The sequence below is a fragment of the Bradyrhizobium sp. genome, from assembly GCF_035309285.1.
Taxonomy (GTDB): Bacteria; Pseudomonadota; Alphaproteobacteria; order Rhizobiales; family Xanthobacteraceae; genus Bradyrhizobium.
Window position 1 is genome coordinate 45,057 of the sequence record NZ_DATGFH010000004.1, and the last position, 20,438, is coordinate 65,494.

A 20,438-nucleotide genomic window follows, 5' to 3' on the forward strand; every position below is an offset into this window, starting at 1 on the left:
CCTTGAACGCTGAGATGTCTGATTTCCGAGGGCGCAGTTCTGCGTGCCTCCAATCTCCGTCGTCATTCCGGGGCGCCGCCAGCGGGTCGGCGCGAAGCGCGGCCCGATGACAGGCTCAGCGGTGAGCCCGGAATCCATAACCACCAGTATGGATTCCGGGCTCGCGCCAAAAGGCGCGCCCCGGAATGACGGCGGGGCGGTTAATTTGAGCTGTTTCAGAGGTTGCGCGAGGGCACTTGGGCATGCTTCACATCCGGCCCAATTTGCCTCAGAACTAAGCCGCCCCTCTGGAACAATCGGGGCCGGGGGAAATGAATGTCCTATTCCGACGATCTGCATAACGCGGCACTCGCCTACCATCGGCAGCCGAGGCCCGGAAAGCTGGAAATCCAGGCCACCAAGCCACTCGCCAACCAGCGCGACCTGGCGCTCGCCTATTCCCCTGGCGTAGCCGCGGCCTGCACCGAGATCGCTGGCAATCCTGCCGAAGCCGCCTCGCTCACGGCCCGCGCCAATCTGGTTGCGGTCGTCTCCAACGGCACGGCTGTGCTCGGCCTCGGCAATATCGGCCCGCTCGCCTCGAAGCCTGTCATGGAAGGCAAGGCGGTGCTGTTCAAGAAATTCGCCGGCATCGACGTGTTCGACATCGAGATCAAGGCCGACACCATCGAACGTGTGGTCGAGACGGTGGCGGCGCTGGAGCCGACCTTCGGCGGCATCAATCTCGAGGACATCAAGGGACCGGAATGCTTCGAGATCGAGGCGCACCTGAAGGAGCGCATGAAGATCCCGGTGTTCCATGACGACCAGCATGGCACGGCGATCATCGTGGCCGCCGCGATCACCAACGCCTTGCGCTTGAACGGCAAGACGCTCTCCGAGGTGAAGATCGTGTGCTCCGGCGCTGGCGCCGCGGCGATCGCCTGTCTCAATCTCCTGGTTTCGCTTGGCGCCAAGCGCGAGAACATCTGGGTCTGCGACATCGAGGGCCTGGTCTATGAGGGGCGGCCTGCACTGATGGACCGCTGGAAGGGCGCCTATGCGCAAAAGACCGACAAGCGCAAGCTTGCCGACGTCATCGGCGGGGCCGATATCTTCCTCGGTCTTTCGGCGCCGCGGGTGCTGACCCAGGACATGGTCAGGCAGATGGCCGCCAAGCCGCTGGTGATGGCGCTCGCCAATCCCGACCCGGAAATCATGCCGGACGAGGCGCGCGCGGCGCGGCCCGACGCCATGATCTGCACCGGCCGCTCGGACTTCCCGAACCAGGTCAACAACGTCCTGTGCTTCCCCTTCATCTTCCGCGGCGCGCTCGATGTCGGCGCGACCGCGATCAACGAGGACATGAAGCACGCCGCGGTCGAAGCGATCGCGCAGCTTGCGCGCGATCCGCCGTCGGATGTGGTGGCGCGCGGTTTCGACAGCGCCGAAACGCAGGGGTTTGGGCCCGGCTCGTTGATCCCAAGTCCGTTCGATCCGCGCCTGATCCAGCGCATTGCGCCGGCGGTGGCGAAAGCCGCGATGGACTCCGGCGTCGCGACCCGGCCGATCAGGAATTTCGACGAATACACCGCGCTGCTCGAGCGCTTTGCCTTCCGCTCGGGGCTCGTCATGAAGCCGGTCTTTGCCAAGGCGAAGACCCAGCCGGTACGCGTGATCTACGCCGAGGGCGAGGACGAGCGCGTGCTGCGCGCGACGCAGCAGGTGCTGGAGGAGAAGCTTGCGAAGCCGATCCTGGTCGGCCGCCCCTCGGTGGTGGAGACGCGGATCAGGCGCCTCGGGCTCAGCATCAAGCCGGCTCGGGATTTCGACCTCGTCAATCCCGAGGACGACCCGCGCTACCGCTCGTACGTGCAGTCCTATATCGACGTCGCCGGCCGCCGTGGCGTCACCCCGGATGCCGCGCGCACGGTGGTGCGCACCAACAACACCGTGATCGCCGCGCTGGCCGTGATCCGCGGGGAGGCGGACGCCATGATCTGCGGCGTCGAGGGCCGCTACATGAGCCATCTGCGCCATGTCCGCGAGATCATCGGCCATTCGCCGGAGGTCAGCGATTTCGCGGCGCTGGGCCTATTGATCACCAGCAAGGGCGCCTATTTCATCGCCGACACGGAGGTGCGATCCAATCCGAGTGCGGACGAGCTGTGCGAGGTGGCGGCGCTCGCCGCCAGGCACGTGCAGCGCTTCAATCTGAAGCCCAGGATCGCGTTCCTGTCACATTCGGATTTCGGCAGCTACGACACCGACTCCTCGCGCAAGATGCGCCGCGCCGCCACGCTGTTCAAGCAGCACCATCCGGAGCTCGAAGCCGACGGCGAAATGCAGGGCGATACCGCACTGTCGGAAGCCACGCGAAAGCTGGTCCTGCCGCATTCCGACCTCGAAGGCGTCGCCAACATCATGATCATGCCGAGCCTCGATGCCGCCAATGTCGCCTACCAGGTGATCAAGGTGCTGGCGGACGCCGTTCCGGTCGGGCCGATCCTGATCGGTCCGTCGCGGCCGGCGCATATCCTCACCCCGTCGGTGACGGCGCGCGGCGTCCTCAACATGACGGCGGTCGCGGCCGTCGAAGCCCAGGAGCGCGCCACCCGGCAGCAGCCGAGCCTGTTCACCTGAGGCAACGTCGATGTCGGTTCGCAAGTGCGGTGTGATTGAGCGTTTGAAAAGCCGGGGCGGAGGCTCCATAATCGGTGCGCTTCTAGCGACTTTGCCCAAAACGGTTCGGGGAGGCCGACGATGCCAGCGTTCATCATTTTCGGGCGAGTCCTGTTCGCCGCCTTGTTCATCTATTCGGGGGCGACCCAGCTATTCGACATCCATGCGACCGCCGACGCCATTGCCGGCAAGGTTATGATTCCCGCTGTGATTGCGCCGTATACTTCGCAACTCGAGACACTGACAGGCATGCAACTGCCGCAACTGATGGCGATCATATCGGGGGTCTTTCAGATCATCGCGGGGCTGATGATCGCGCTCAACTTCGGCGTGCGGTTCTTCGCGATCCTCTTGATCATCTACGTCGGGCTCGTGACCTACTACTTCCACGACTTCTGGAACCAGACGCCGCCGGACAATGGCAAGACGCTGGTGGATGCGTTGAAAAACCTCTCGCTGATCGGCGCGCTGTTCATGCTGGTGGGTTACGGCAGGGGACCGAGAATCGCGGAAGCCGCGTATGGGGATGTGTAGGCGCGCGGGCTAGCTTGAGGCACGCCGCCAGGCCGTGACGCTGACCTCGTGTGCGGCATCCAGCGTCCGGCCCTCGCCGGCTTTCAGGCCGTGGGTCGCAAGAATTTGCTGCGGGGTGCGTTCTGGCACACCGGGGAAGCAGCCTTCGCCGCCGGGAAGCCGCACGCGCGGTGCGAGCGACAGCCAGAACGTGTCGTAGCGGTCCATGAACATGTCGAACACGACAGGCCCGCCAATGATCGCGATCGTGCCGTGGCTGACGCCGGCGAAGTCGGCCGCCTCGGCGAAAGAGGCCGCGGCCGGATTCCACAAGGTGGCGTTGGGATTTTCGGGATCAGTGGCGAGCGCGGCAATGCGTCGGGTCAGAATCAATCGTCTGCGTTTCGGCGAATTGGGCTGGTCTTCGCCGGAATGCCGGCCGTGCACGATCAGGTCGGCGCGATCGAGGGCGGCGGTGAAGAACCGCTTGTCGCCCTCGAACTTCAATTCATCCGGCATCACGTGATCGGCATCGGCCAGCATGCCGTCGGCCGACACGATGACATAGCCTTCAATGCAAAATCCCGCCACGCCGGGCAGGCCGAACGCCGCTTACTGCGTCACGTCGGTGATCACGCTTGACACCGGGCGCTGGCTCACCGTCTGCAGCTTGTTGTCCTTCAGAATGGCTTCATCATATTCCGGCAGCGACTGCACCGGCGCCTTCGGCCGCATGGCCACCACCTTGTAGCCCTCGGCCTTCAGGCGACGCAGAATCTCGGGCAAGGCTTCCGCCGTGTGCTTGTGGAAGTCGTGCATCAGGATGATGCCCTTGCCCTGCTTGTTGAGCTTCTTGAAGATGACATCCTCGACCTGCTTGGCGTTGCGCGCCTTGAAGTCGAAGGAGTCGAGGTCGCAGGAGAAGATCGCGATGTTGCGCTGGCCGAGATAGGTGACCATCTCCGGCGGGTGGCGCAAGTCGGGGAAGCGGAAGAAAGGTGCCGGCGAGATGCCGCCGAGCGCCCACTTCACCGCGCTGATGCCTTTCTCGATCTCTTCCTTGCGCTGATCCTCACTCAGCTTCTTGTTGCTGAGGTCGGCATGCGACCAGGTGTGGGTGCCGATCGTGTGGCCCGCGGCGTAAACCTGCTTGCTGATTTCAGGATAGTAGGTGGCGTGCTTGCCGATCTCGAAGAAGATGCCGGTGGTGCATTCATCCGCCAGCGCTTTCAACACCGCCGGCGTGTTCTCGGTCCACGGGCCGTCGTCGAAGGTCAGCACCACTTCGTGGTCCTTGAGGAAATCCAGCTCCTTGAAATGCTCGAAGCCGAAGCCGGGGCCGCCGGTGGTGTCGACCTCGACGGTACGGCCGACGCCGAGCGCATTCGGATTGGTGCAGGCGGCGCGGGCGGGCTGGCGCGGCTGGGCCGCCGCAGCGGGAGCCGGTGCTGCCGCTGCCGCGGGAGCTGCAGCAGCCGGCGCGGGTGCCGCAGCGGCAGGCGCCGCTTTCTGGGCCGCAGCCTGCGACCAGGCAAGAGAAGGCACACATAGCGCAACGGCAACCATCAATCCTGCTGCAACACGCATTTCAGTTTTCCCAGATTTCTGTCGCTCGCATGCGGCGCTGCCGCCATCGTCCGAGCAAATCGTTCCCCCACTCATACTAGCCTAGCCGGACCCGCCAAGCCAAGGCAACGACGCCTTCAACAAAAGGGCTGAATATGTTGGTGATCCGGTTAATTACGGGAACCTGGCAACGCCTCCGGGTTCCTGGCCGCTGAACGAGCGCCTGCAGCGCGGCCTGCCGCTGACCGCGCCGCCAGACGTGCACGATGCCGGGCAGACTCAACCAGGTCAGGAACACGGTCGGCCGCGCCGAGGAGTGCGGCACGAACTCTTAGCGCGCGAACACCGATGCGAGCCCGTCGAACAACAACAACAGCACGGCGAAAGGATTGGAGCCGCTGGCGGCGTGCGACGTGCTGACGTCGGCGAAGGTCAGCATCTTCTCCAGTGGATTGACGACCGCGATCACACTGCCGGTGTTGTAAGCGATGTCGAGCACGAAGAGCGCGATCTGGTAGACGCCGTATCGCCAAGTGCGCGTTGGGAGATCGCGATCAGAATCATGAGTGCGATGACGGGCAGCTCACCGACCAGTTCGCTGCGCAGGATCCACGAATGCATGGCGAGCCCGCCCGAAAGCGCGAAGGCGAGCGTCGCGAGCAGCGCGATGCGCGAAAGATCGATCGCGGGAGCCCTGCAAAGCTCGCGGCGCGTCGGGCAGCAAAGCGGCTGGGGCAGAGGTTCGGACTTAGGTCGGCTTCAAGCCGACCCGCTGCGTCAAGACGATAGAGGTCACGTGTCTTGCCAGCTCCGCGCCTGCTGCTCCTTACCAATAGCGGATAATGAAATCGGTGTATTCGCCGGTTTCGCCCTGGTTGATGCCTTGGTCGGAGACGACAATCGAGGCGCCGGAGGTCATCGCCGCGGAAATGCGGGGCATCACGTCAGGGGGAATCGTGATGCGGTCTAGCGCTTCCGCCGGGCTGTCCGGCAGCGGGACGGGCTTGGTCTCGACCTTGGCCGGTGCAGACTTGCCCCTTTTCCAGCGCAGACGGCGGGGCTCGTCGCTTTCGCGCATCGCGGCACGCGCGGACATCGGCACGGTGACCACCGTCCAATGCAGCAGATTAGGGTCGTTCTTGTCGACGACGGCGGTGAAGACATGCGTTCCGAGCGGACGATCGCTCGGTGCGATCGTCACCGGTACGTCGAACAGCGGCGCAAAGTTCTGCCGGACATACAGCTTTGAATCCTTGCGGCTGATGAAGACAGCGAGTTGGCCTTCACGGCGCCTGGCATCGGGCTTCGGCGGCTTGTCGGTATCGGCAACACGGCTCTCGTCTTTCTTCGCGTTCGCCGCGGGCGGAGCCGCATCGTTCGCCGCTTTCGCGGGCTCGGCCGGCTTTGCGGTGTCCGGCCGGGCCGCGTCCATCTTGGCTGTGTCCACCTTCGCCGCATCAGGTTTCGGAGTATCGGCCTTCGGCGTGTCCGCCTTCGCAGCGTCCGCGTTGGGAGCGTCGGCCTTGGTGGTCTCAGCCGGCTGGTCTATCTTCGCCGGCGCGGCCTCGTCCGCAGGCTCGCTGCTCGCGGAGGGTGCATCCGACATCGTCGGCGTATTCAAATGGCTCTCGTTGGCCTCTGCGGTGTGGGTCTCGTCGCGCAACGGCGTTTGGTCCGGTTTGACGCTGTCGCTGTGGCCAACCGTCGAGCGCAGTTCGAGCTTCGCCTCGATCGGTTTCGCCTCGGGCGCGCCCTTGTCAGCTTTCGCGGCGACCGGCTCGTTCGTGTCGGGCTGCTCGGCAACGGGCGGTGGCGGCGCGACCTTCATCGTCGGCAGCAGTGAATGCTCGAAGCTTGCCGGCGTCAGCTCGCCCGGGCTGACGATCACCCGCGCGCCCATCTTGGTCCAGCCCCACATCTTGATCGCAAAGGCTTCCGGCATGCGGATGCAGCCATGCGAGGCCGGGTAGCCCGGAAGATAGCCGGCATGCAGCGCAACGCCGCCCCAGGTGATGCGCTGCATGAACGGCATCGGCGCGCCGCTGTAGATGGTGGAATGGTGGTAGCGGTCCTTCTGGATGACGCTGAATACGCCCATCGGGGTCGGGTGGCCGGGCATGCCGGTCGAGACGGGTGCTTCAGCGAAAAAGCCGTTGGCGTCGTAGACTCGCACACGCTGCTTGGCGATCGAGACGTTGATGATCAACGGCATCTGCGGATGGACAGTCGTGTCCTTGACCTGGACTGCCTTTTTGGACGGCACCTTGCGCGTGTGCTGTTGCCGTCGCGGCGGCGGTGGGGGCAGGTATTGTGGGTTGTAGTAACCGGGCTCGGATTGCCAATAGTAGCTCGCCGCATCGGCTGGCAGGCTGAAGGCAAAGGCGCCAAACCCGCCAAGGGCAATGACACGCAGGAGCGCTCCGGGTGCCACGGAACGGCGAAGCGCATTCGCGCGATTCATCTTGGAATCCTTGGTCATTCGGTTTTCTTCAGTTTCGCAGACGCAAGCCGCGTTAACCAGCGTAGCGCCTCTGATTCCCGTGATTTTCGCCCAAAGCGTAGCAAAAAAGCCTCACATCTTGTTAAAGGGAGCTCGCGAACCTGCGGGCTTCCCGACACACGTTGGCCCACCTACATGGCGGAAGCTTGCCAACGGAGAGTTCCATGACATTCCAAGCCGTAAGGCCGTGTGACACACGCCTGAAATGCCTGTCCCTCTTAACGCTTCTCTGGCTGTTGTCGCCGTCCGTGCCGGCTGCGTTCGCTGGCGATGAACCAGATTTGATCTTCCGCCGCTCGACCGTATTCAAATTGCTGAGCCCGAACGACAAGCTTGCAACCTATGGTGTTGACGACCCTGATGTCGAGGGGGTGGCCTGCCATTTCACTGTCCCGGAAAAGGGCGGCTATACGGGCTGGCTCGGACTTGCGGAGCAGGTTTCCGATATTTCACTCGCCTGTCGCCAGATCGGCCCGATCCGCTTCAAGAGCAAGTTCGCACAGGGCGACGACATGTTCCGCCAGCGGCGGTCGCTGTTCTTCAAGAAAATGCAGATCGTGCGCGGCTGCGACGCCAAGCGCAACACGCTGGTCTATATGGTCTATTCCGACAAGCTGATCGATGGCTCGCCGAAAAACTCGACCTCGACGGTGCCGATCATGCCTTGGGGCGCGGCCGACACCACCGTGCAGAAATGCGGGGATTTTGTGCAATGAGGGCCGGGACTAGCGCGTGCCCTGAGGGCCAGCCTTGGCCTCGCGGCAACCGACCAGCCGAACGAATTTCTGCGGCGTCGAGATTGCGCCGCTGTCGCCGCGCTGTTGGGACATGGCGCCGCAATGTTGCTCCAATTTGGCGCTGCCGGCGTCAGTCGGCGCAGACACGCCCGCGCGCTTGGCCGGATTCTCGGCGATTACAGATTTTGGGGCTCTCATTTGGGATTTCTTGCCAACAACGATGTCGTCATTGCCCATGACTGCCATCCTTTGCTGAGGGGTAGACAACGCGCGACCGTCCCGAAGGTTGCGTGATTCAGGTGAGTCGGCCGGGCCGCGCCGGTGGTTCAGCCCGGAGCCAGGCAAAGACGCAGTTTTCCACCAAAGAAACGTTAAAGAACCAGCGTGCGCGGGCTGCAAGTCGCTGAAATCATTCGGATTGCACGGCATTGTTTCGTGGGAGGCGCGAGCGACGAAACCAATTTCTTCCCGACGAAACCATTTTGGGCTTTTGGCGCAGAACTGCGGAAACCACTCATGGTTATCAAGCGACCAACAAATGACGGCGCCAACTGCCGACAGGGACAAACCGGAGACAGTCAAATGCGGACCTTGAGCCTGATCGTCGCCTTCGCCTTCGTCGTGGCTGGTACCTCGATGGCTGGTTCGGTTAAAACGGGTTTGCCCGGAATTGGAACGTTCTCCTACAACGGCTCGCCGGTGCCGACGGCGCCGCACGCGCTCGTCGTTGCCGCGCGCTAGTGGCGCGTTGAAGTCGCCCCTAAGACCATCATGTATTTTCGCCTTTGTGCCGCGACCCTTATCGCAACCCTGCTCGTGAACCACACGGCGCAGGCTCAGGCGTCGCTACAGATACGCGCCGCGATGCATCTTTCCGATCCGCGGAGCGAGTTCGTGCGGCAATGTGCTCCGCACATGCTCGGACGCTGGGCGCATCCGGAGGAAGTCTGCGGCTGCCTGCATGATCACGCAGCCTCCGTCATTGAGGACAACGATCTTCGGCTGGCGCTGCTCCGCGGCATCAGCGAGACCGGCGTGCCGACCATCGAGAACGAGTGGGTGCCGGCGTCGAAGCAGTCGGAGATCGGGCCGACCTTCACCAAGATCGCCAAGCCAACGCTGCAATGCATGTTTGACCCGGCAAAGTAAGTCGATCGATCCGCCCTCGTTGTCTCCCTGTTTATTGTCTCTGCTGACGGCCAGTAGCTGGCGACGCCGCTATCTCGCTTTCGGCCCCGAGCGCGAAATGCATCGGCGCGACGGCTGGACGCCGTTCGGCGTCATCTTGGCGCCGGACACTTCCTTGATCTCGCCGGCCGGACAAGTCCCGTCATCGACCAGGATGCGCTGGCCAAGGCGCAACCCCACAATGTCCCGCTCGCGCGAAACCTCGTTGGTCATTGCCTGCGCTGCAGGCGCCGCGCTCATCAGCAACAGGCAGCAGAGGAGGGTGCGTGCGGCCATCATCGCGGCAGGTGTAGCGGCAGGCTTCCGATTCTGAAAGGAGATCGGACGCTGCACATCGCTTGCGAAGTGTGCTTTGATCCGCACGAAAATAGGAACGATCACAAACATGAACGCAAGCGACACCCAAAGAATCGTCGACGCCGTCGATGCCGGCTTCGATGCCCAGCTCAGGACAACGCGCGACCTTGTCGCGATTCCCTCGACCCGTGGTGCCGAAGGCCCTTGCCAGGACATGATCGGCGATCTCCTGCGCGAGCGCAGCTATGAAGTCGACGACTGGCGCATCGATCTTGAGGATCTGAAGAACCTGCGCGGTTATGGCCCGATCGAGCACGATTTCTCCAGAGCGCGCACGGTGGTAGGCACCTATCGGCCCACGACCAGCACCGGAAAGTCGCTGATCTTGCAGGGACACTGCGACGTCGTTCCGGCCGGGCCGCTCGACATGTGGGAGACGCCGCCGTTCTCGCCTGTCATCAAGGACGAGCGGATGTACGGCCGCGGTGCCTGCGACATGAAATCGGGCACGATCGGCGCGCTCTACGCGCTCGATGCCATCAAGGCTGCCGGCCTCAAGCCGACCGCGCGCATTCACTTTCAGTCCGTGATCGAGGAGGAGAGCACCGGCATCGGCGCGCTCTCGACGTTACAGCGCGGCTATCGCGCGGATGCCTGCTTCATCCCGGAGCCGACAGGCGGCCAGATGATCCGTTCGCAGGTCGGCGTGATCTGGTTTCGGGTGAAGGTGCGCGGCTTCCCCGTGCACGTGTTCGAGGCCGGCGCCGGCTCGAATGCGATCATGGCGGCCTATCATCTGATCCACGCGCTGGAGAAGCTCGAGATCGAGTGGAACGAGCGCGCCAAAGCGGATCATCACTTCAACGACGTGAATCATCCGATCAACTTCAATCCCGGCATCATCAAGGGCGGCGATTGGGCCTCAAGCGTGCCGGCCTGGTGCGACGTCGATTGCCGGATCGCGATCTTGCCGGGCTGGTCGGTCGCCGATTGCCAGAACGAGATTCTGGCCTGCGTCGCGGCAGCCTCGCGCGACCATCGCTTCCTTTCCAACAATCCGCCTGAGGTTCAATGGTCCGGCTTCCTGTCGGAGGGCTATGATCTGAAAGATTCCGCCGAGCCGGAAAGCGCCTTCGCCAAAGCCTATGACGCCGTCTATGGCGGCGCGGTGCCGGAGCGCGCCTTCACCGCGCTCACCGACACGCGCTTTTATGGGCTGAACTACGACATCCCAAGCCTCTGCTTCGGCGCCAGCGGAGCGGCGATGCACGGCTTCAACGAATACGTCGAGCTGGATTCGCTCCGGAAGTCGACCAAGGCAACCGCGCTCTTCATCGCGGAATGGTGCGGCGTGGAGAAGGCTTGAGAAGTGCTGGTTATGGTTGCCATTACCTGAGAGGTCATTGCCGGGCTTGACCCGGCAATCCATCCTTTCAAAACTTTCTCCTCAAAGTTCGATGGATGCGCGGGTCATGCCCGCGCATGACAGGGGACATAAGGTCAGGGAGGGCCGATGACGCCGCTTGAGAAAATCCAGTCGATGAAGATGCCTTTTGCGGAGCTGCAGGGCGTGACCTTCGTCGAAGCCGACAAGGACCGCGTCGTCGCCAGGATGCTGGTGCGCCCCGATCTCTGCACGCTGTTTCAGACCGTCCACGGTGGTGCCCTCATGGCCTTCGCGGATTCGGTCGGAGCGGCGGCGACCGTCATCAATCTCCCTGAAGACGCCAAGGGCACCACCACGCTCGAAAGCAAGACAAACTTCATCGGTGGCGCAAAGGAGGGAACTACGGTTGTTGCCACCGCAACGCCCGTGCACCGCGGCCGCCGCACCCAGGTCTGGACAACACGGCTTGAGACCGAGGACGGCAGGCTTGTCGCGATCGTGACCCAGACGCAGATGGTTTTGTGAACCTCGCTCCGTTAACCAACTGGCTGTGAGCGGGAAAGTCCCGGCCTTGAATTTTGTGCTGCAACGCACAATATCTGAGGCCTAGGGATTCGACGCCTCCTCGAGGGATTCGTGACGAGGAGATTTGACGTGCCACACGACACCTTCCATCGCCCGAGGCCGGGCTTTGGCTACGTTCGGACCCTGAGCCAGCAGGAAGAGTTGCCGCTCTTGCGCGATCACCTGCTGCGCCTCGATCCGGACAGCCGTCGCGACCGCTTCAACGGCGTCATCGATGAAAGCTTCATCGAGCGCTATGCCAAGAAGTGTACCGACGACGGCACGATCATCGTGGCCTACATGGAAAACGGCATCGTACGCGGCGCGGCCGAGTTGCATCGGCCTGAGCAATCCGAGGATGGCTTGCCGGAGATCGCCTTCAGTGTCGAGAAATGCGTACGGGGCCAGGGCGTCGGCAGCGTTCTGTTCCGCCGGCTGCTTTCGGAGGCGAGCTGGAAGGGCCATCGCCGGCTACGGGTCACCACCGGCGCCGGCAATGAAGCGATGCGGGCGCTCGCCCACAAATTCGGCGCGCATCTCGAATTCCGCCATGGCGAATCCACCGGCACCATCGATTTGACGCCGCAGCCGCAGGCCGAATTCGCAAAGCTGATCGACGCGCCGCTGAACGCCGCGCGCGCGTTGATGAGCTTTAACCGAGCTTGCTGGAAGCTGTTTTCGAAAATGGTCGAAGGCGGACGCGCAGCGTAGCGCATCCGGTCAAATTCGCTGTCGTCCAGATTAGCTGAGGGTAAATCGGCGCGCGCGCTTTTCAGGTGCCCGTGCGCTTGTCGTTGCCAAAGCGGCGCACGACGCGGCGCTCGACCACCACGGAACGTTGAGCGCCGGCCTCGCCGGCAATGACGCGCGTAGAGGCGGCGCGCGCGTTGACGCGGCTTTGCTTCTTCACTTCGGCGAGTACGGTCTCGTACGGCATGCCGATGAGCGATGCTGCGATCTCGGCCTGTTGATCGACGTCGTCGGTGATGCCGATAGCCGCGAAAATCGCCTCGTCCAGCGTCGGTGGGTCGCGCCGGACGCGCCGCGGACCATACTTGGTATTCCAGTCTTCGCTCATGACAGTCTCTCGTTGGTCCGCGATACCTAGTGGGCAGCTTGTTGCATTGCAATATGAATTTGATGTGGCAGGTCAGCTATGCACTGCCGAAAATCACAGGCCGTCCACCGATCGCGCGTTGTGAAGTTGGATGTCCGGCGCGCTGCCAGCGAGCGGCTGCAGTGTCCGGCTTGATCTCCAACTCGTTCACGGCGCTACCCGTTCCATCGGCTGTTGCGGCCAGCGCCTCAGCGCGGCGCGGCCGGCGTCGGTCAGCTCATAGACGCCGCGCTCGGCGCGATCGAACCAGCCGTACACATTGTGCAGCAGGATCTTACCGGCATCGGGAATGTCCTTGCGCAAATCCCGGACGCGCTGTGGTCCGTCCGACAGCGCCGAGGCGCACGCGAGCGCCTGCTGCCGATAGGCTGTCATGATCGGCGCGCGGGTCGAGCCGCCCATCGCGGGATCGCCGATGCGGCGCTGGTGCTCGGCGACCAGCCGCGAGCGCTTCCGGGGATCGCGGCGCGGCGCCGTCGTTGGCGGCTTCACCAGGACCTCGACATCGCCGCGGCCAGTAACGCCGAGCATGCCGAAGCCGAGCCGCCGGCAGAGATTACGATAGCGCGCGTCGCTTTCGCGGCCCTTGCCGTTGATGGACATCTTGGCGGCGAGCCAGACCTCGTCGGCAGCAGCCGCGCGATCGACCGCCTGCAGGATCAGTTCGAGGTTGAATGACAATTTCAACTCGCCGATCACCACGATCGGCGGATCGTCACCGTTCAGCGCGACAAGGTCGCAGCCGCCGATCTCGCCCTTGACCGTAAAGCCGAGCTTTTCGAGGAAGCGTTTGACCGGGAGATAAAGCGCGGTTTCCAAATTGGCCCTGACGATCGGCAGCGACTCAGTACAGGCAGTCTAGCAGGATCGCGCATCGCAAAACGCAGGACATATGGTCCTGACAAAGGCAAGCGGGTATCCTTACCTTGGGACAATGTTGGGCGCGACAACGGTGACAATCAGGAACGGCCTCTACCACATCAGGATCGAGTTTCTCGACAGCGTCCAGGGCGGCAATCAGGGCGTCATGGTGTTGCGTGACGGTATCATGCGAGGTGGCGATTCCTTCTTTTTCGCCTATGGCAGCTACACATCGGCGGATGGCAGGTGGAAGGGCGAATTGACCAACGAGGAGCACACGCAGAGTTTTGGCGAGCGTCCGGTCTGGGGTCGCAAGGTGGTGACCATCGGCTTTAGCGGAACCTATAACGACAAGAGCGCGTATGGCGAGGGAATTGCGCTCGCCGGCAAGCAGAGCATCCGCTTCAAAGGGACTTTGCGCTTGCTGATCCCGGACTGAGAGGCTTCATACTCGTCCGCTCACCGGGATCAGTGCGCCGGTCACGGCGCTGGCGGCGTCGCTGACCAGGAACAGGATCACCTCGGCGAGCTCCTGTGGCGTCACCCATTTCGAGAAGTCCGCCTTCGGCATGCTGATGCGGTTGGCGGCGGTGTCGATGGTCGAGGGCAGCACCGCGTTGACCGTGATCTTGCCCTTGTGCTCGGCCGCGAGCGCTTCGGTGAGGCGATGCACGCCGGCCTTTGAAGCGGCATAGGGGCCCATGCCGGCGCCCGCCTGCAGCGCACCCATCGCGCCGATATTGACGATGCGCCCCGCGGGGGAAGCGAGGAGATGCAGGATCGCGGCGTGCGAAGCGTTCAGCGCGGTCAGCACGTTCATCGCATGCATGCGCTCCCAGCTCTTGATATCGCCGTCCGCAATGGTCTCGAAAATGAAGCCGCCAGCGATGTTGACCAGCGCATCGAGCTTACCGAAGTGCGCTACTGCCGCGTCGATCGCATGCTTGGCCTGCGCGGCGTCCGTCAGATCGACGTGGCCGAGCTCGATGCGCTCGTCGGTGGCGGCCGTCAGCGCCGGGGCATGGTCGATGCCGGCGACACGGGCGCCCCGCTTGACGGCGCTTTCCACGACCACTCTGCCAAGCGCACCCAAAGCACCGGTGATGACGATGACTTTTCCATTCATTTGAGCCTCTCCGCGACCGGCCGCTAAGCGCACACTATCGCCAATAGAAAATGACTTGCAATGCCCGTTCCCTTCGCGATGAAATGATCGTGCAACGTCAGATGGAAAATCAGAATGACTGATGCACCTCTCCATGCGGAGCTTACCAAGCTGGAATTCAAGCTCCGCTACTTCAAGGCAAGTCTTCTTTCGCAGCGAAAGATCAAGGTCGTGGCGATCGGGTCGTCGTCGACGGCAGGCGAGGGCGACGTCATTCCCTTTCCGCCGCGTCTGGAACTGGCTTTGCGCCGCCGCTATCCCGACCGCATGATCGATGTGCTCGACCGCGGCATTGGTGGGCAGGAGGCTCCGGAAGAGGCAGCCCGCTTCGAAAGCGATGTCATTGCTGAAACGCCGGCGCTGGTAATCTGGCAGGTTGGGACCAATGCAATCTATCACCGCGACCTTTATGACCCCGGCCGTGTCGCCGGCACGATCGCGACCTGTTTGAGCTGGCTGAAAGGACTGCCCCTGGACGTCATCCTCATGGACCTGCAATACGCTCCCGCGCTGCTCGGAGCCAAAGAGCCCGACACCAGGCTGATGGTGAAGTTGATTACGGCCGTCGCAGCGGAGGCGGGAGTCAATCTTTTTCCGCGCTTTGCGCTCATGGAGCACTGGGTCAAGAACGACGGGATTGATCAGGCTATGCTGATTGGTCCGGACGGACTGCATCAGACGGAATTTGCAACCAGTTGCGTAATGCTGGCGCTCGATGCCGCGATCGGCGCCGACATCGGGCCCGTTCCGGGTTCGCCCTTACCGACGGCGTAGCGCGGTTTTCGCTAAAATTTTCCGCTTCTCTGTAAGTGGATGGCAGAACCAGACCGTTATGGTGATGCTTCGACGTCCAAAAAGGGGTTGGAGTATTACGATGGGCAATCTGCCTGACCATGGCTTGCCGCTGGTTCAACTGAAGGAGCAACGGCGCGACCTCGTTGTGGCCTTGCAAAATCGCAATGGCCCGGTCAGTGGCTGGGAGCTGATGCAGATCGCTGCGATCCAACAGACGATCCAGGCGTTCGAGGACGTCATCGCCGACCTCGATGCCGAGCTGGAAGCCGCCGCCTGAAGGCGAAGCCTTCGCGTTGATGAGCTAAGCCTGCAAATAGCGCCGCTTGATCTCGGTGCGCTCGACCGTGCCGAGGCCGAGCCCATCGCGGAAATAGCTTTCGAGATCGCCGTACTGGGCGTTCACGGCATCAAAACCGGCCGCCAGGAACGAGGACTCCACCGAGCCGATCGCCTGCCGGACATCGGCGGGCAGGTCGGGTGCAGAATTGGGATCGCGGCGGTAGTAGCGATTGGTGAGCAGATAATCCTGCGAGATCACCTGACTGGGTACCCCGAGCGCATGCAGGATCAACGCGACGGCAAAGCCCGTGCGATCCTTGCCGGCCGTGCAATGGACCACCAGCGGCGCGCTCTCGTCGAGCAGATTGGCGAACAGCTCGCGGAAACTGTGCGTGTTGGTGCGGACATAGCCGCGGTAGGATTCGCGCATGATCTCCAGCGCGTCCGCGGATGACAGCGCCCGCGCCTGCAGTTTCGCGCGGAGCGCGGCCACGACCGTCGGCTCGATCGGCAGCGAATGCACCTTGATCTCCGGAATCACGCATTCGGCGGCCTTGCGCTCGTCGACGCCACGAAAATCGAACGCGCTCTTCACCCCCAATGCCCGCACGACGCCGACGTCGGCCTCAGTGAGATGGCCGAGGTGATTGGAGCGGAAGATCTGCCGCCAGCGCAGCCGGTGGCCGTCGCCGCTAGGATAGCCACCGAGGTCGCGGAAGTTACTCGCGCCTTCGAGGTTGAGGTGACGGGCATGGAGGTCTGTCATTGGCGGAGCTTAAGCCATCTGGTGCGGCGGCGAAATGACATTCGCACGGTTGGCACGCGGGTTCCGCTTTGCTCTACAAAGATCCGTGCGGGCAGACAGCAGGCAACGAAAAAGGGCCGAAACGATTTCGTTCCGACCCTTGTTCAATCTTCGCGGCTTGCGGGATCGCAGCAATCACGTGCCGCCGCGCATTTTGGGCGCGACATCAGTGCTCCCACGATGGCTTGAAGGAAGGATTGTCTTCCTGGATGGCTTCCTCGTGATACCAACTTCCGCTGCAAATCACCTCGTTCATGCGGGGGGTATTCCGGTCGATGGTCGACTTGGCCTCGCTGTAGCTGCGGCCGCCGAGAGCCGCACGGCCCCCGGGCGGGAATTGATAGATCTTGGCAGATCCCTCGTTGAAAGGTGCACTCATACCTGGCTCCTTCGGCCGGTGCGCTTTGGGTTGATGGTGCGCCCGACTCGTTCTCTTGTGGTTACCAATCCCGATATCGTTCGAACTCCCGCCGGCGCAATGTGATTAAAGACACATCACTTTCTGCTTCTTTTGTGGGCATCGCGGGCGCTGCCTTCCCGAAGGCAGCTTTCACCTGACCAACGTTTGAGCTGAAGGGAAGGTTGCCTGGAGACGTCGGCCAGCCGGAAAAGGCGTCGATCGGACTGGCGCGGGATTAATCGCGAGCTGTGGCCGCCGAGCCCGGTGCCGCGGAATCGAGCGGGAATCCGGCAATATTGCTGTCATTTTGCGGAACAGCCCGCGCTGGTTTGTCGCAGCCTCTTTGCCGCCAATTCCGAAATCGAGCCGGGCCTCACGAGCCGGTCCGCCGCGCCGCGCGCGACGACGCGGCTGGCACGTTCCATGCTTTGTGACAAACGGCTGACTAAGCCGGGTATGCGGTGGGAATGCCGCTTTTTCGGCCCTTCCCGCCTTCGAAAGACGATCAACAGAGAGGCTCAATGACGAAGTACAGGCTCGAGTACATCTGGCTCGACGGATACACGCCGACGCCGAATTTGCGCGGCAAAACCCAGATCAAGGAATTCGCGTCGTTCCCGACGCTTGACCAGCTTCCGCTGTGGGGCTTCGACGGCTCCTCGACGTTGCAGGCCGAAGGCCACAGCTCCGATTGCGTGCTCAAGCCGGTCGCCGTCTATCCGGACGCGGCGCGCACCAACGGCGCGCTCGTCATGTGCGAAGTCATGATGCCTGACGCCAAGACCCCGCACCCCTCCAACAAGCGCGCCACCATCCTGGACGACGCGGACGCGTGGTTCGGCTTCGAGCAGGAATATTTCTTCTACAAGGACGGCCGTCCGCTCGGCTTCCCGACCTCGGGCTATCCTGCGCCGCAGGGTCCGTACTACACCGGCGTCGGCTACAAGAACGTCGGCGACGTCGCCCGCAAGCTGGTGGAAGAGCATCTCGACCTCTGCCTCGCGGCAGGTATCAACCACGAGGGCATCAACGCGGAAGTCGCGAAGGGCCAGTGGGAATTCCAGATCTTCGGCAAGGGCTCCAAGACCGCTGCTGACCAGATGTGGATGGCCCGCTACCTGATGCTGCGCCTCACCGAGAAATACGGCATCGACATCGAATTTCACTGCAAGCCGCTCGGCGACACCGACTGGAACGGGTCGGGCATGCACTGCAACTTCTCGACCAAGTACATGCGCGAAGTCGGCGGCAAGGAGTACTTCGAGAAGCTGATGGACGCCTTCAAGACCGCGCGCGCCGACCACATCGCCGTGTACGGTCCGGACAACCACATGCGCTTGACCGGCAAGCATGAGACGGCGTCGATCGACACCTTCTCCTGGGGAGTCGCCGACCGCGGCGCATCGATCCGCGTGCCGCACTCCTTCGTCAACAACAGCTACAAGGGCTATCTGGAAGACCGTCGCCCGAACTCGCAAGGCGACCCCTACCAGATCGCTTCGCAGGTCCTGAAGACGATCGCCACGGTGCCGACCGGCGCCAAGGCCGCCGCCTGATAAAGGGTGCCGCCTGATTGGGCTGAGCCTGAACATGGTCCGCCTGAGCTTTGCTGCTCCGGCGGACCATTGCTTTGTGACATGCAATTCCATCGCTTTCCCGCGGCGGTTGAAGCGCGCTAGATGACCTTTCTCGCTGTATTGACGCTGATGCGGCGGGCCTAAGACAGGGGTCATGGATGGCCAATGTGCTGCGCCTGTTGTCGACGTTGGCCCTGAAGGGCGCGGTGGAGCGGCTTGCCGGGCATTATCAGGCGGCGACAGGAACGAGGCTGGATGCCGACTTCGCGCCGACCGTTGGATTGTTGAAACGCTTGCAGGAAGGCGAGAAGGCCGATGTGCTCGTTCTCACCCGCGAGGGGTTGGACGAGCTTGTCGCCAAAGGCTTGGTTGCGCCCGCAAGCAGGATCGATCTGGCCCGATCCTATGTCGGGATCGCGGTCAAGGCCGGCCAGCCTCGTCCCGACATATCGACCGAGGCTGCGCTCCGCGCCGCGTTGCTCGCTGCCCGATCGGTGGCCTATTCCAGGATCGGCGCCAGCGGAATCTATTTCGCCGAGCTGATCCAACGGCTCGGCATCGCTGCCGATGTCAACGCGCGCGCTACGATCACCGCGGGCTTCACCGCCGAGCGGCTCATTATCGGCGACGCCGACCTCGCCGTGCAGCAGCTCAGCGAATTGAAGCAGGTTCCGAGCGTCGAAATCGTCGGCCCGATCCCGCTCGGCCTGCAGACGCCCGCGGTGTTCACCGCAGGGCGGACGGCATCGTCGGAGAAAGTGGCGCGCCGGCCGATGCTCTCCTGAAATTTCTTGCCTCGCCGGACGTCGCACCGGTGCTGCGGGATAGCGGGCTTGAGCCTTGAATTTGCAGCCTTGAATTTGCCCCTGCGGCAACGCAACCTCGCATCACTATGGTGAACCGGCTCCATCTGCTTGCATGTGCCCTGTTCCTGGCGCTCGCGCCGTCGCTGGCGCGTGCGCAATCGGCCGAGCTCGTGCTGTGCGATCGCCTGGCCGCTGATGCTTCGGATCCGGACAAGCCGGCGGACGTGAAGGGCGTCCCGGTGGTCGCCGCATCCGACATCGCGACCGCCATCAAATTCTGCAAGAAGGCGGCGATCGGCTCGCGCCGGGCGATGTATGAGCTCGGCCGCGCCTATGCGGCCAATCAGCAGGTGAGCGAAGCGATAGCCGCCTGGCGAAAGGCGGCCGACAAGGGCTCGACCTCGGCCATGGTCGAGCTTGGCGTGGCCTATGGCACCGGCAACGGCGTCGCCAAAGACGAGGAGGCGGCGCGAAAACTGTTCGAGCGCGCGGCCGAGGCCGGCAATCCGCGCGGCGTCACCAATCTCGCGGCGCTTGGCGGCAGTGCCGCGCCGTCCGATCCCGCGCGCGCCCGCGAGCTCTTGAGCAAGGCGGCCGAGACCAACGCGGAGGCGCAATATCAGCTTGGGCTGATGCTCGCCGACGGCACCGGCGGTCCGAAGGATGATGCCGGCGCCCGGGCGCTGTTCGAGAAGGCGGCGGCGCAAAACCATCCTGGCGCGCTGGAGCGGATGGGCGCGTTCTCGGAAGAAGGCCGCGGTGGGCCAAAGGACAAGGAGGCCGCGAAAGCCTATTTCAAGCGCGCCGCCGATCTCGGCGACGAGCAGGCCAAGGCGGAGCTCAAGCGGCTCGATTGCCCGATCGCGATCAAGGACAAGCGCGGGAATTTTGTGACGGATCTGTGCTGGTAGGTCCGCGCGTTCGCGCCTTCGGATTCGAAGCCGGTCGACCTTGAGGGAACAGCAAGGCGCCACCATCGTTGCCAAGGAAAGTTCGCCAGGAGGCCTGCCATGATCCGCAAATTGCAATCGGGCCAGTACCGGCTCTATTCGCGCAAGGTCGATCCCAGAACCGGCAAGCGTCGCAATCTCGGTACCTTCAAATCGCGCGCGGCGGCGGAGAAGCACGAGCGCGCCGTGCAGTTTTTCAAGCGGCACTGAGAACAAGCAAATACTCTTCCACTCGGGTGCCAGATCGCCTAAGAGCGGCCGCGACGATTT

The 20,438-nt window shown here is 63.1% G+C and carries 26 protein-coding genes; 15 read left to right on the plus strand and 11 right to left on the minus strand.

What is annotated here, in order from left to right:
* Nucleotides 1-315: 315 nt before the first annotated feature.
* Nucleotides 316-2,622: an NADP-dependent malic enzyme gene (locus tag VKR55_RS01285; RefSeq protein ID WP_324398979.1), complete on the plus strand. Its 2,307-nt coding sequence runs from the start codon at nucleotides 316-318 to the stop codon at nucleotides 2,620-2,622.
* 120 nt (nucleotides 2,623-2,742) lie between these two features.
* Nucleotides 2,743-3,195, plus strand: coding sequence for a DoxX family membrane protein (locus tag VKR55_RS01290; protein WP_324398980.1), 453 nt, complete (start codon nucleotides 2,743-2,745; stop codon nucleotides 3,193-3,195).
* Between the two features lie 9 nt (nucleotides 3,196-3,204).
* Here the strand turns inward: VKR55_RS01290 and VKR55_RS01295 are convergent, their stop codons facing one another.
* The 4 genes from VKR55_RS01295 to VKR55_RS01310 form a co-directional block, all read right to left on the minus strand.
* A complete protein-coding gene (locus tag VKR55_RS01295) occupies nucleotides 3,205-3,717 on the minus strand; it encodes a dihydrofolate reductase (RefSeq protein WP_324399051.1) in 513 nt (170 codons plus the stop codon).
* Between the two features lie 69 nt (nucleotides 3,718-3,786).
* Complete coding sequence (locus VKR55_RS01300) at nucleotides 3,787-4,761, minus strand: polysaccharide deacetylase family protein (RefSeq protein WP_324398981.1); 975 nt, start codon at nucleotides 4,759-4,761, stop codon at nucleotides 3,787-3,789.
* Between the two features lie 310 nt (nucleotides 4,762-5,071).
* Entirely contained in the window at nucleotides 5,072-5,239 is a 168-nt protein-coding gene (locus VKR55_RS01305) for a hypothetical protein (RefSeq protein WP_324398982.1), read from the minus strand.
* Nucleotides 5,240-5,566: 327 nt separating this feature from the next.
* Nucleotides 5,567-7,219, minus strand: coding sequence for a L,D-transpeptidase family protein (locus VKR55_RS01310; protein WP_324398983.1), 1,653 nt, complete (start codon nucleotides 7,217-7,219; stop codon nucleotides 5,567-5,569).
* A 185-nt stretch (nucleotides 7,220-7,404) separates the two neighbouring features.
* On the opposite strand from VKR55_RS01310, the gene VKR55_RS01315 reads away from it, so the two are divergent.
* Nucleotides 7,405-7,956 carry a CreA family protein gene (locus tag VKR55_RS01315; RefSeq protein WP_324398984.1) on the plus strand — a complete coding sequence of 184 codons (552 nt, stop codon included), beginning with the start codon at nucleotides 7,405-7,407 and terminating at the stop codon, nucleotides 7,954-7,956.
* Nucleotides 7,957-7,965: 9 nt separating this feature from the next.
* On the opposite strand, the gene VKR55_RS01320 is transcribed toward VKR55_RS01315, so the two are convergent.
* A complete protein-coding gene (locus VKR55_RS01320) occupies nucleotides 7,966-8,559 on the minus strand; it encodes a hypothetical protein (RefSeq protein WP_324398985.1) in 594 nt (197 codons plus the stop codon).
* On the opposite strand from VKR55_RS01320, the gene VKR55_RS01325 reads away from it, so the two are divergent.
* Together VKR55_RS01325 and VKR55_RS01330 are read left to right on the plus strand one after the other, a co-directional pair.
* Nucleotides 8,560-8,718, plus strand: a complete 159-nt coding sequence (locus VKR55_RS01325) for a hypothetical protein (protein ID WP_324398986.1) — start codon at nucleotides 8,560-8,562, stop codon at nucleotides 8,716-8,718. It abuts the gene before it with no gap.
* Nucleotides 8,719-8,748: 30 nt separating this feature from the next.
* Nucleotides 8,749-9,126 (plus strand): hypothetical protein, encoded by a 378-nt coding sequence (locus VKR55_RS01330; protein ID WP_324398987.1) that lies wholly within the window; start codon nucleotides 8,749-8,751, stop codon nucleotides 9,124-9,126.
* 69 nt (nucleotides 9,127-9,195) lie between these two features.
* On the opposite strand, the gene VKR55_RS01335 is transcribed toward VKR55_RS01330, so the two are convergent.
* Nucleotides 9,196-9,441, minus strand: a complete 246-nt coding sequence (locus tag VKR55_RS01335; protein ID WP_324398988.1) for a DUF6719 family protein — start codon at nucleotides 9,439-9,441, stop codon at nucleotides 9,196-9,198.
* Nucleotides 9,442-9,550: 109 nt separating this feature from the next.
* On the opposite strand from VKR55_RS01335, the gene VKR55_RS01340 reads away from it, so the two are divergent.
* From VKR55_RS01340 to VKR55_RS01350, 3 genes are all read left to right on the plus strand, one after another.
* Nucleotides 9,551-10,828: an ArgE/DapE family deacylase gene (locus VKR55_RS01340; protein ID WP_324398989.1), complete on the plus strand. Its 1,278-nt coding sequence runs from the start codon at nucleotides 9,551-9,553 to the stop codon at nucleotides 10,826-10,828.
* 147 nt (nucleotides 10,829-10,975) lie between these two features.
* Entirely contained in the window at nucleotides 10,976-11,374 is a 399-nt protein-coding gene (locus VKR55_RS01345; protein ID WP_324398990.1) for a PaaI family thioesterase, read from the plus strand.
* A gap of 129 nt (nucleotides 11,375-11,503) precedes the next feature.
* Nucleotides 11,504-12,124 carry a GNAT family N-acetyltransferase gene (locus tag VKR55_RS01350; protein ID WP_324398991.1) on the plus strand — a complete coding sequence of 207 codons (621 nt, stop codon included), beginning with the start codon at nucleotides 11,504-11,506 and terminating at the stop codon, nucleotides 12,122-12,124.
* Nucleotides 12,125-12,185: 61 nt separating this feature from the next.
* On the opposite strand, the gene VKR55_RS01355 is transcribed toward VKR55_RS01350, so the two are convergent.
* The gene (locus VKR55_RS01355; RefSeq protein WP_324398992.1) at nucleotides 12,186-12,491 is read right to left on the minus strand and encodes a hypothetical protein; all 306 of its coding nucleotides are present in this window, start codon (nucleotides 12,489-12,491) and stop codon (nucleotides 12,186-12,188) included.
* Between the two features lie 186 nt (nucleotides 12,492-12,677).
* Nucleotides 12,678-13,349 carry a DUF2161 domain-containing phosphodiesterase gene (locus VKR55_RS01360; RefSeq protein WP_324398993.1) on the minus strand — a complete coding sequence of 224 codons (672 nt, stop codon included), beginning with the start codon at nucleotides 13,347-13,349 and terminating at the stop codon, nucleotides 12,678-12,680.
* A 133-nt stretch (nucleotides 13,350-13,482) separates the two neighbouring features.
* Here VKR55_RS01360 and VKR55_RS01365 point away from each other — a divergent pair, with 133 nt between their 5' ends.
* A complete protein-coding gene (locus tag VKR55_RS01365; protein ID WP_324398994.1) occupies nucleotides 13,483-13,830 on the plus strand; it encodes a GrlR family regulatory protein in 348 nt (115 codons plus the stop codon).
* Between the two features lie 6 nt (nucleotides 13,831-13,836).
* On the opposite strand, the gene VKR55_RS01370 is transcribed toward VKR55_RS01365, so the two are convergent.
* Nucleotides 13,837-14,517 carry an SDR family oxidoreductase gene (locus VKR55_RS01370; protein ID WP_324398995.1) on the minus strand — a complete coding sequence of 227 codons (681 nt, stop codon included), beginning with the start codon at nucleotides 14,515-14,517 and terminating at the stop codon, nucleotides 13,837-13,839.
* 114 nt (nucleotides 14,518-14,631) lie between these two features.
* Here VKR55_RS01370 and VKR55_RS01375 point away from each other — a divergent pair, with 114 nt between their 5' ends.
* Nucleotides 14,632-15,330 (plus strand): SGNH/GDSL hydrolase family protein, encoded by a 699-nt coding sequence (locus tag VKR55_RS01375; RefSeq protein WP_475386205.1) that lies wholly within the window; start codon nucleotides 14,632-14,634, stop codon nucleotides 15,328-15,330.
* Between the two features lie 100 nt (nucleotides 15,331-15,430).
* Nucleotides 15,431-15,628, plus strand: coding sequence for a hypothetical protein (locus tag VKR55_RS01380; protein WP_324398997.1), 198 nt, complete (start codon nucleotides 15,431-15,433; stop codon nucleotides 15,626-15,628).
* A 24-nt stretch (nucleotides 15,629-15,652) separates the two neighbouring features.
* On the opposite strand, the gene VKR55_RS01385 is transcribed toward VKR55_RS01380, so the two are convergent.
* Together VKR55_RS01385 and VKR55_RS01390 are read right to left on the minus strand one after the other, a co-directional pair.
* Nucleotides 15,653-16,396 carry a tyrosine-protein phosphatase gene (locus tag VKR55_RS01385; RefSeq protein WP_324398998.1) on the minus strand — a complete coding sequence of 248 codons (744 nt, stop codon included), beginning with the start codon at nucleotides 16,394-16,396 and terminating at the stop codon, nucleotides 15,653-15,655.
* A gap of 205 nt (nucleotides 16,397-16,601) precedes the next feature.
* Nucleotides 16,602-16,814 carry a DUF2735 domain-containing protein gene (locus VKR55_RS01390; RefSeq protein ID WP_324398999.1) on the minus strand — a complete coding sequence of 71 codons (213 nt, stop codon included), beginning with the start codon at nucleotides 16,812-16,814 and terminating at the stop codon, nucleotides 16,602-16,604.
* Nucleotides 16,815-17,356: 542 nt separating this feature from the next.
* On the opposite strand from VKR55_RS01390, the gene VKR55_RS01395 reads away from it, so the two are divergent.
* The 4 genes from VKR55_RS01395 to VKR55_RS01410 all read left to right on the plus strand — a co-directional run bounded on the left by VKR55_RS01395 (nucleotide 17,357) and on the right by VKR55_RS01410 (nucleotide 20,378).
* Nucleotides 17,357-18,391 carry a glutamine synthetase beta-grasp domain-containing protein gene (locus VKR55_RS01395; protein WP_324399000.1) on the plus strand — a complete coding sequence of 345 codons (1,035 nt, stop codon included), beginning with the start codon at nucleotides 17,357-17,359 and terminating at the stop codon, nucleotides 18,389-18,391.
* A 179-nt stretch (nucleotides 18,392-18,570) separates the two neighbouring features.
* Nucleotides 18,571-19,197, plus strand: a complete 627-nt coding sequence (locus VKR55_RS01400) for a substrate-binding domain-containing protein (RefSeq protein ID WP_324399001.1) — start codon at nucleotides 18,571-18,573, stop codon at nucleotides 19,195-19,197.
* Between the two features lie 110 nt (nucleotides 19,198-19,307).
* Complete coding sequence (locus tag VKR55_RS01405) at nucleotides 19,308-20,129, plus strand: tetratricopeptide repeat protein (RefSeq protein WP_414642280.1); 822 nt, start codon at nucleotides 19,308-19,310, stop codon at nucleotides 20,127-20,129.
* Between the two features lie 99 nt (nucleotides 20,130-20,228).
* Nucleotides 20,229-20,378 carry a hypothetical protein gene (locus tag VKR55_RS01410; protein WP_324399003.1) on the plus strand — a complete coding sequence of 50 codons (150 nt, stop codon included), beginning with the start codon at nucleotides 20,229-20,231 and terminating at the stop codon, nucleotides 20,376-20,378.
* The last annotated feature ends 60 nt before the right edge of the window (nucleotides 20,379-20,438 follow it).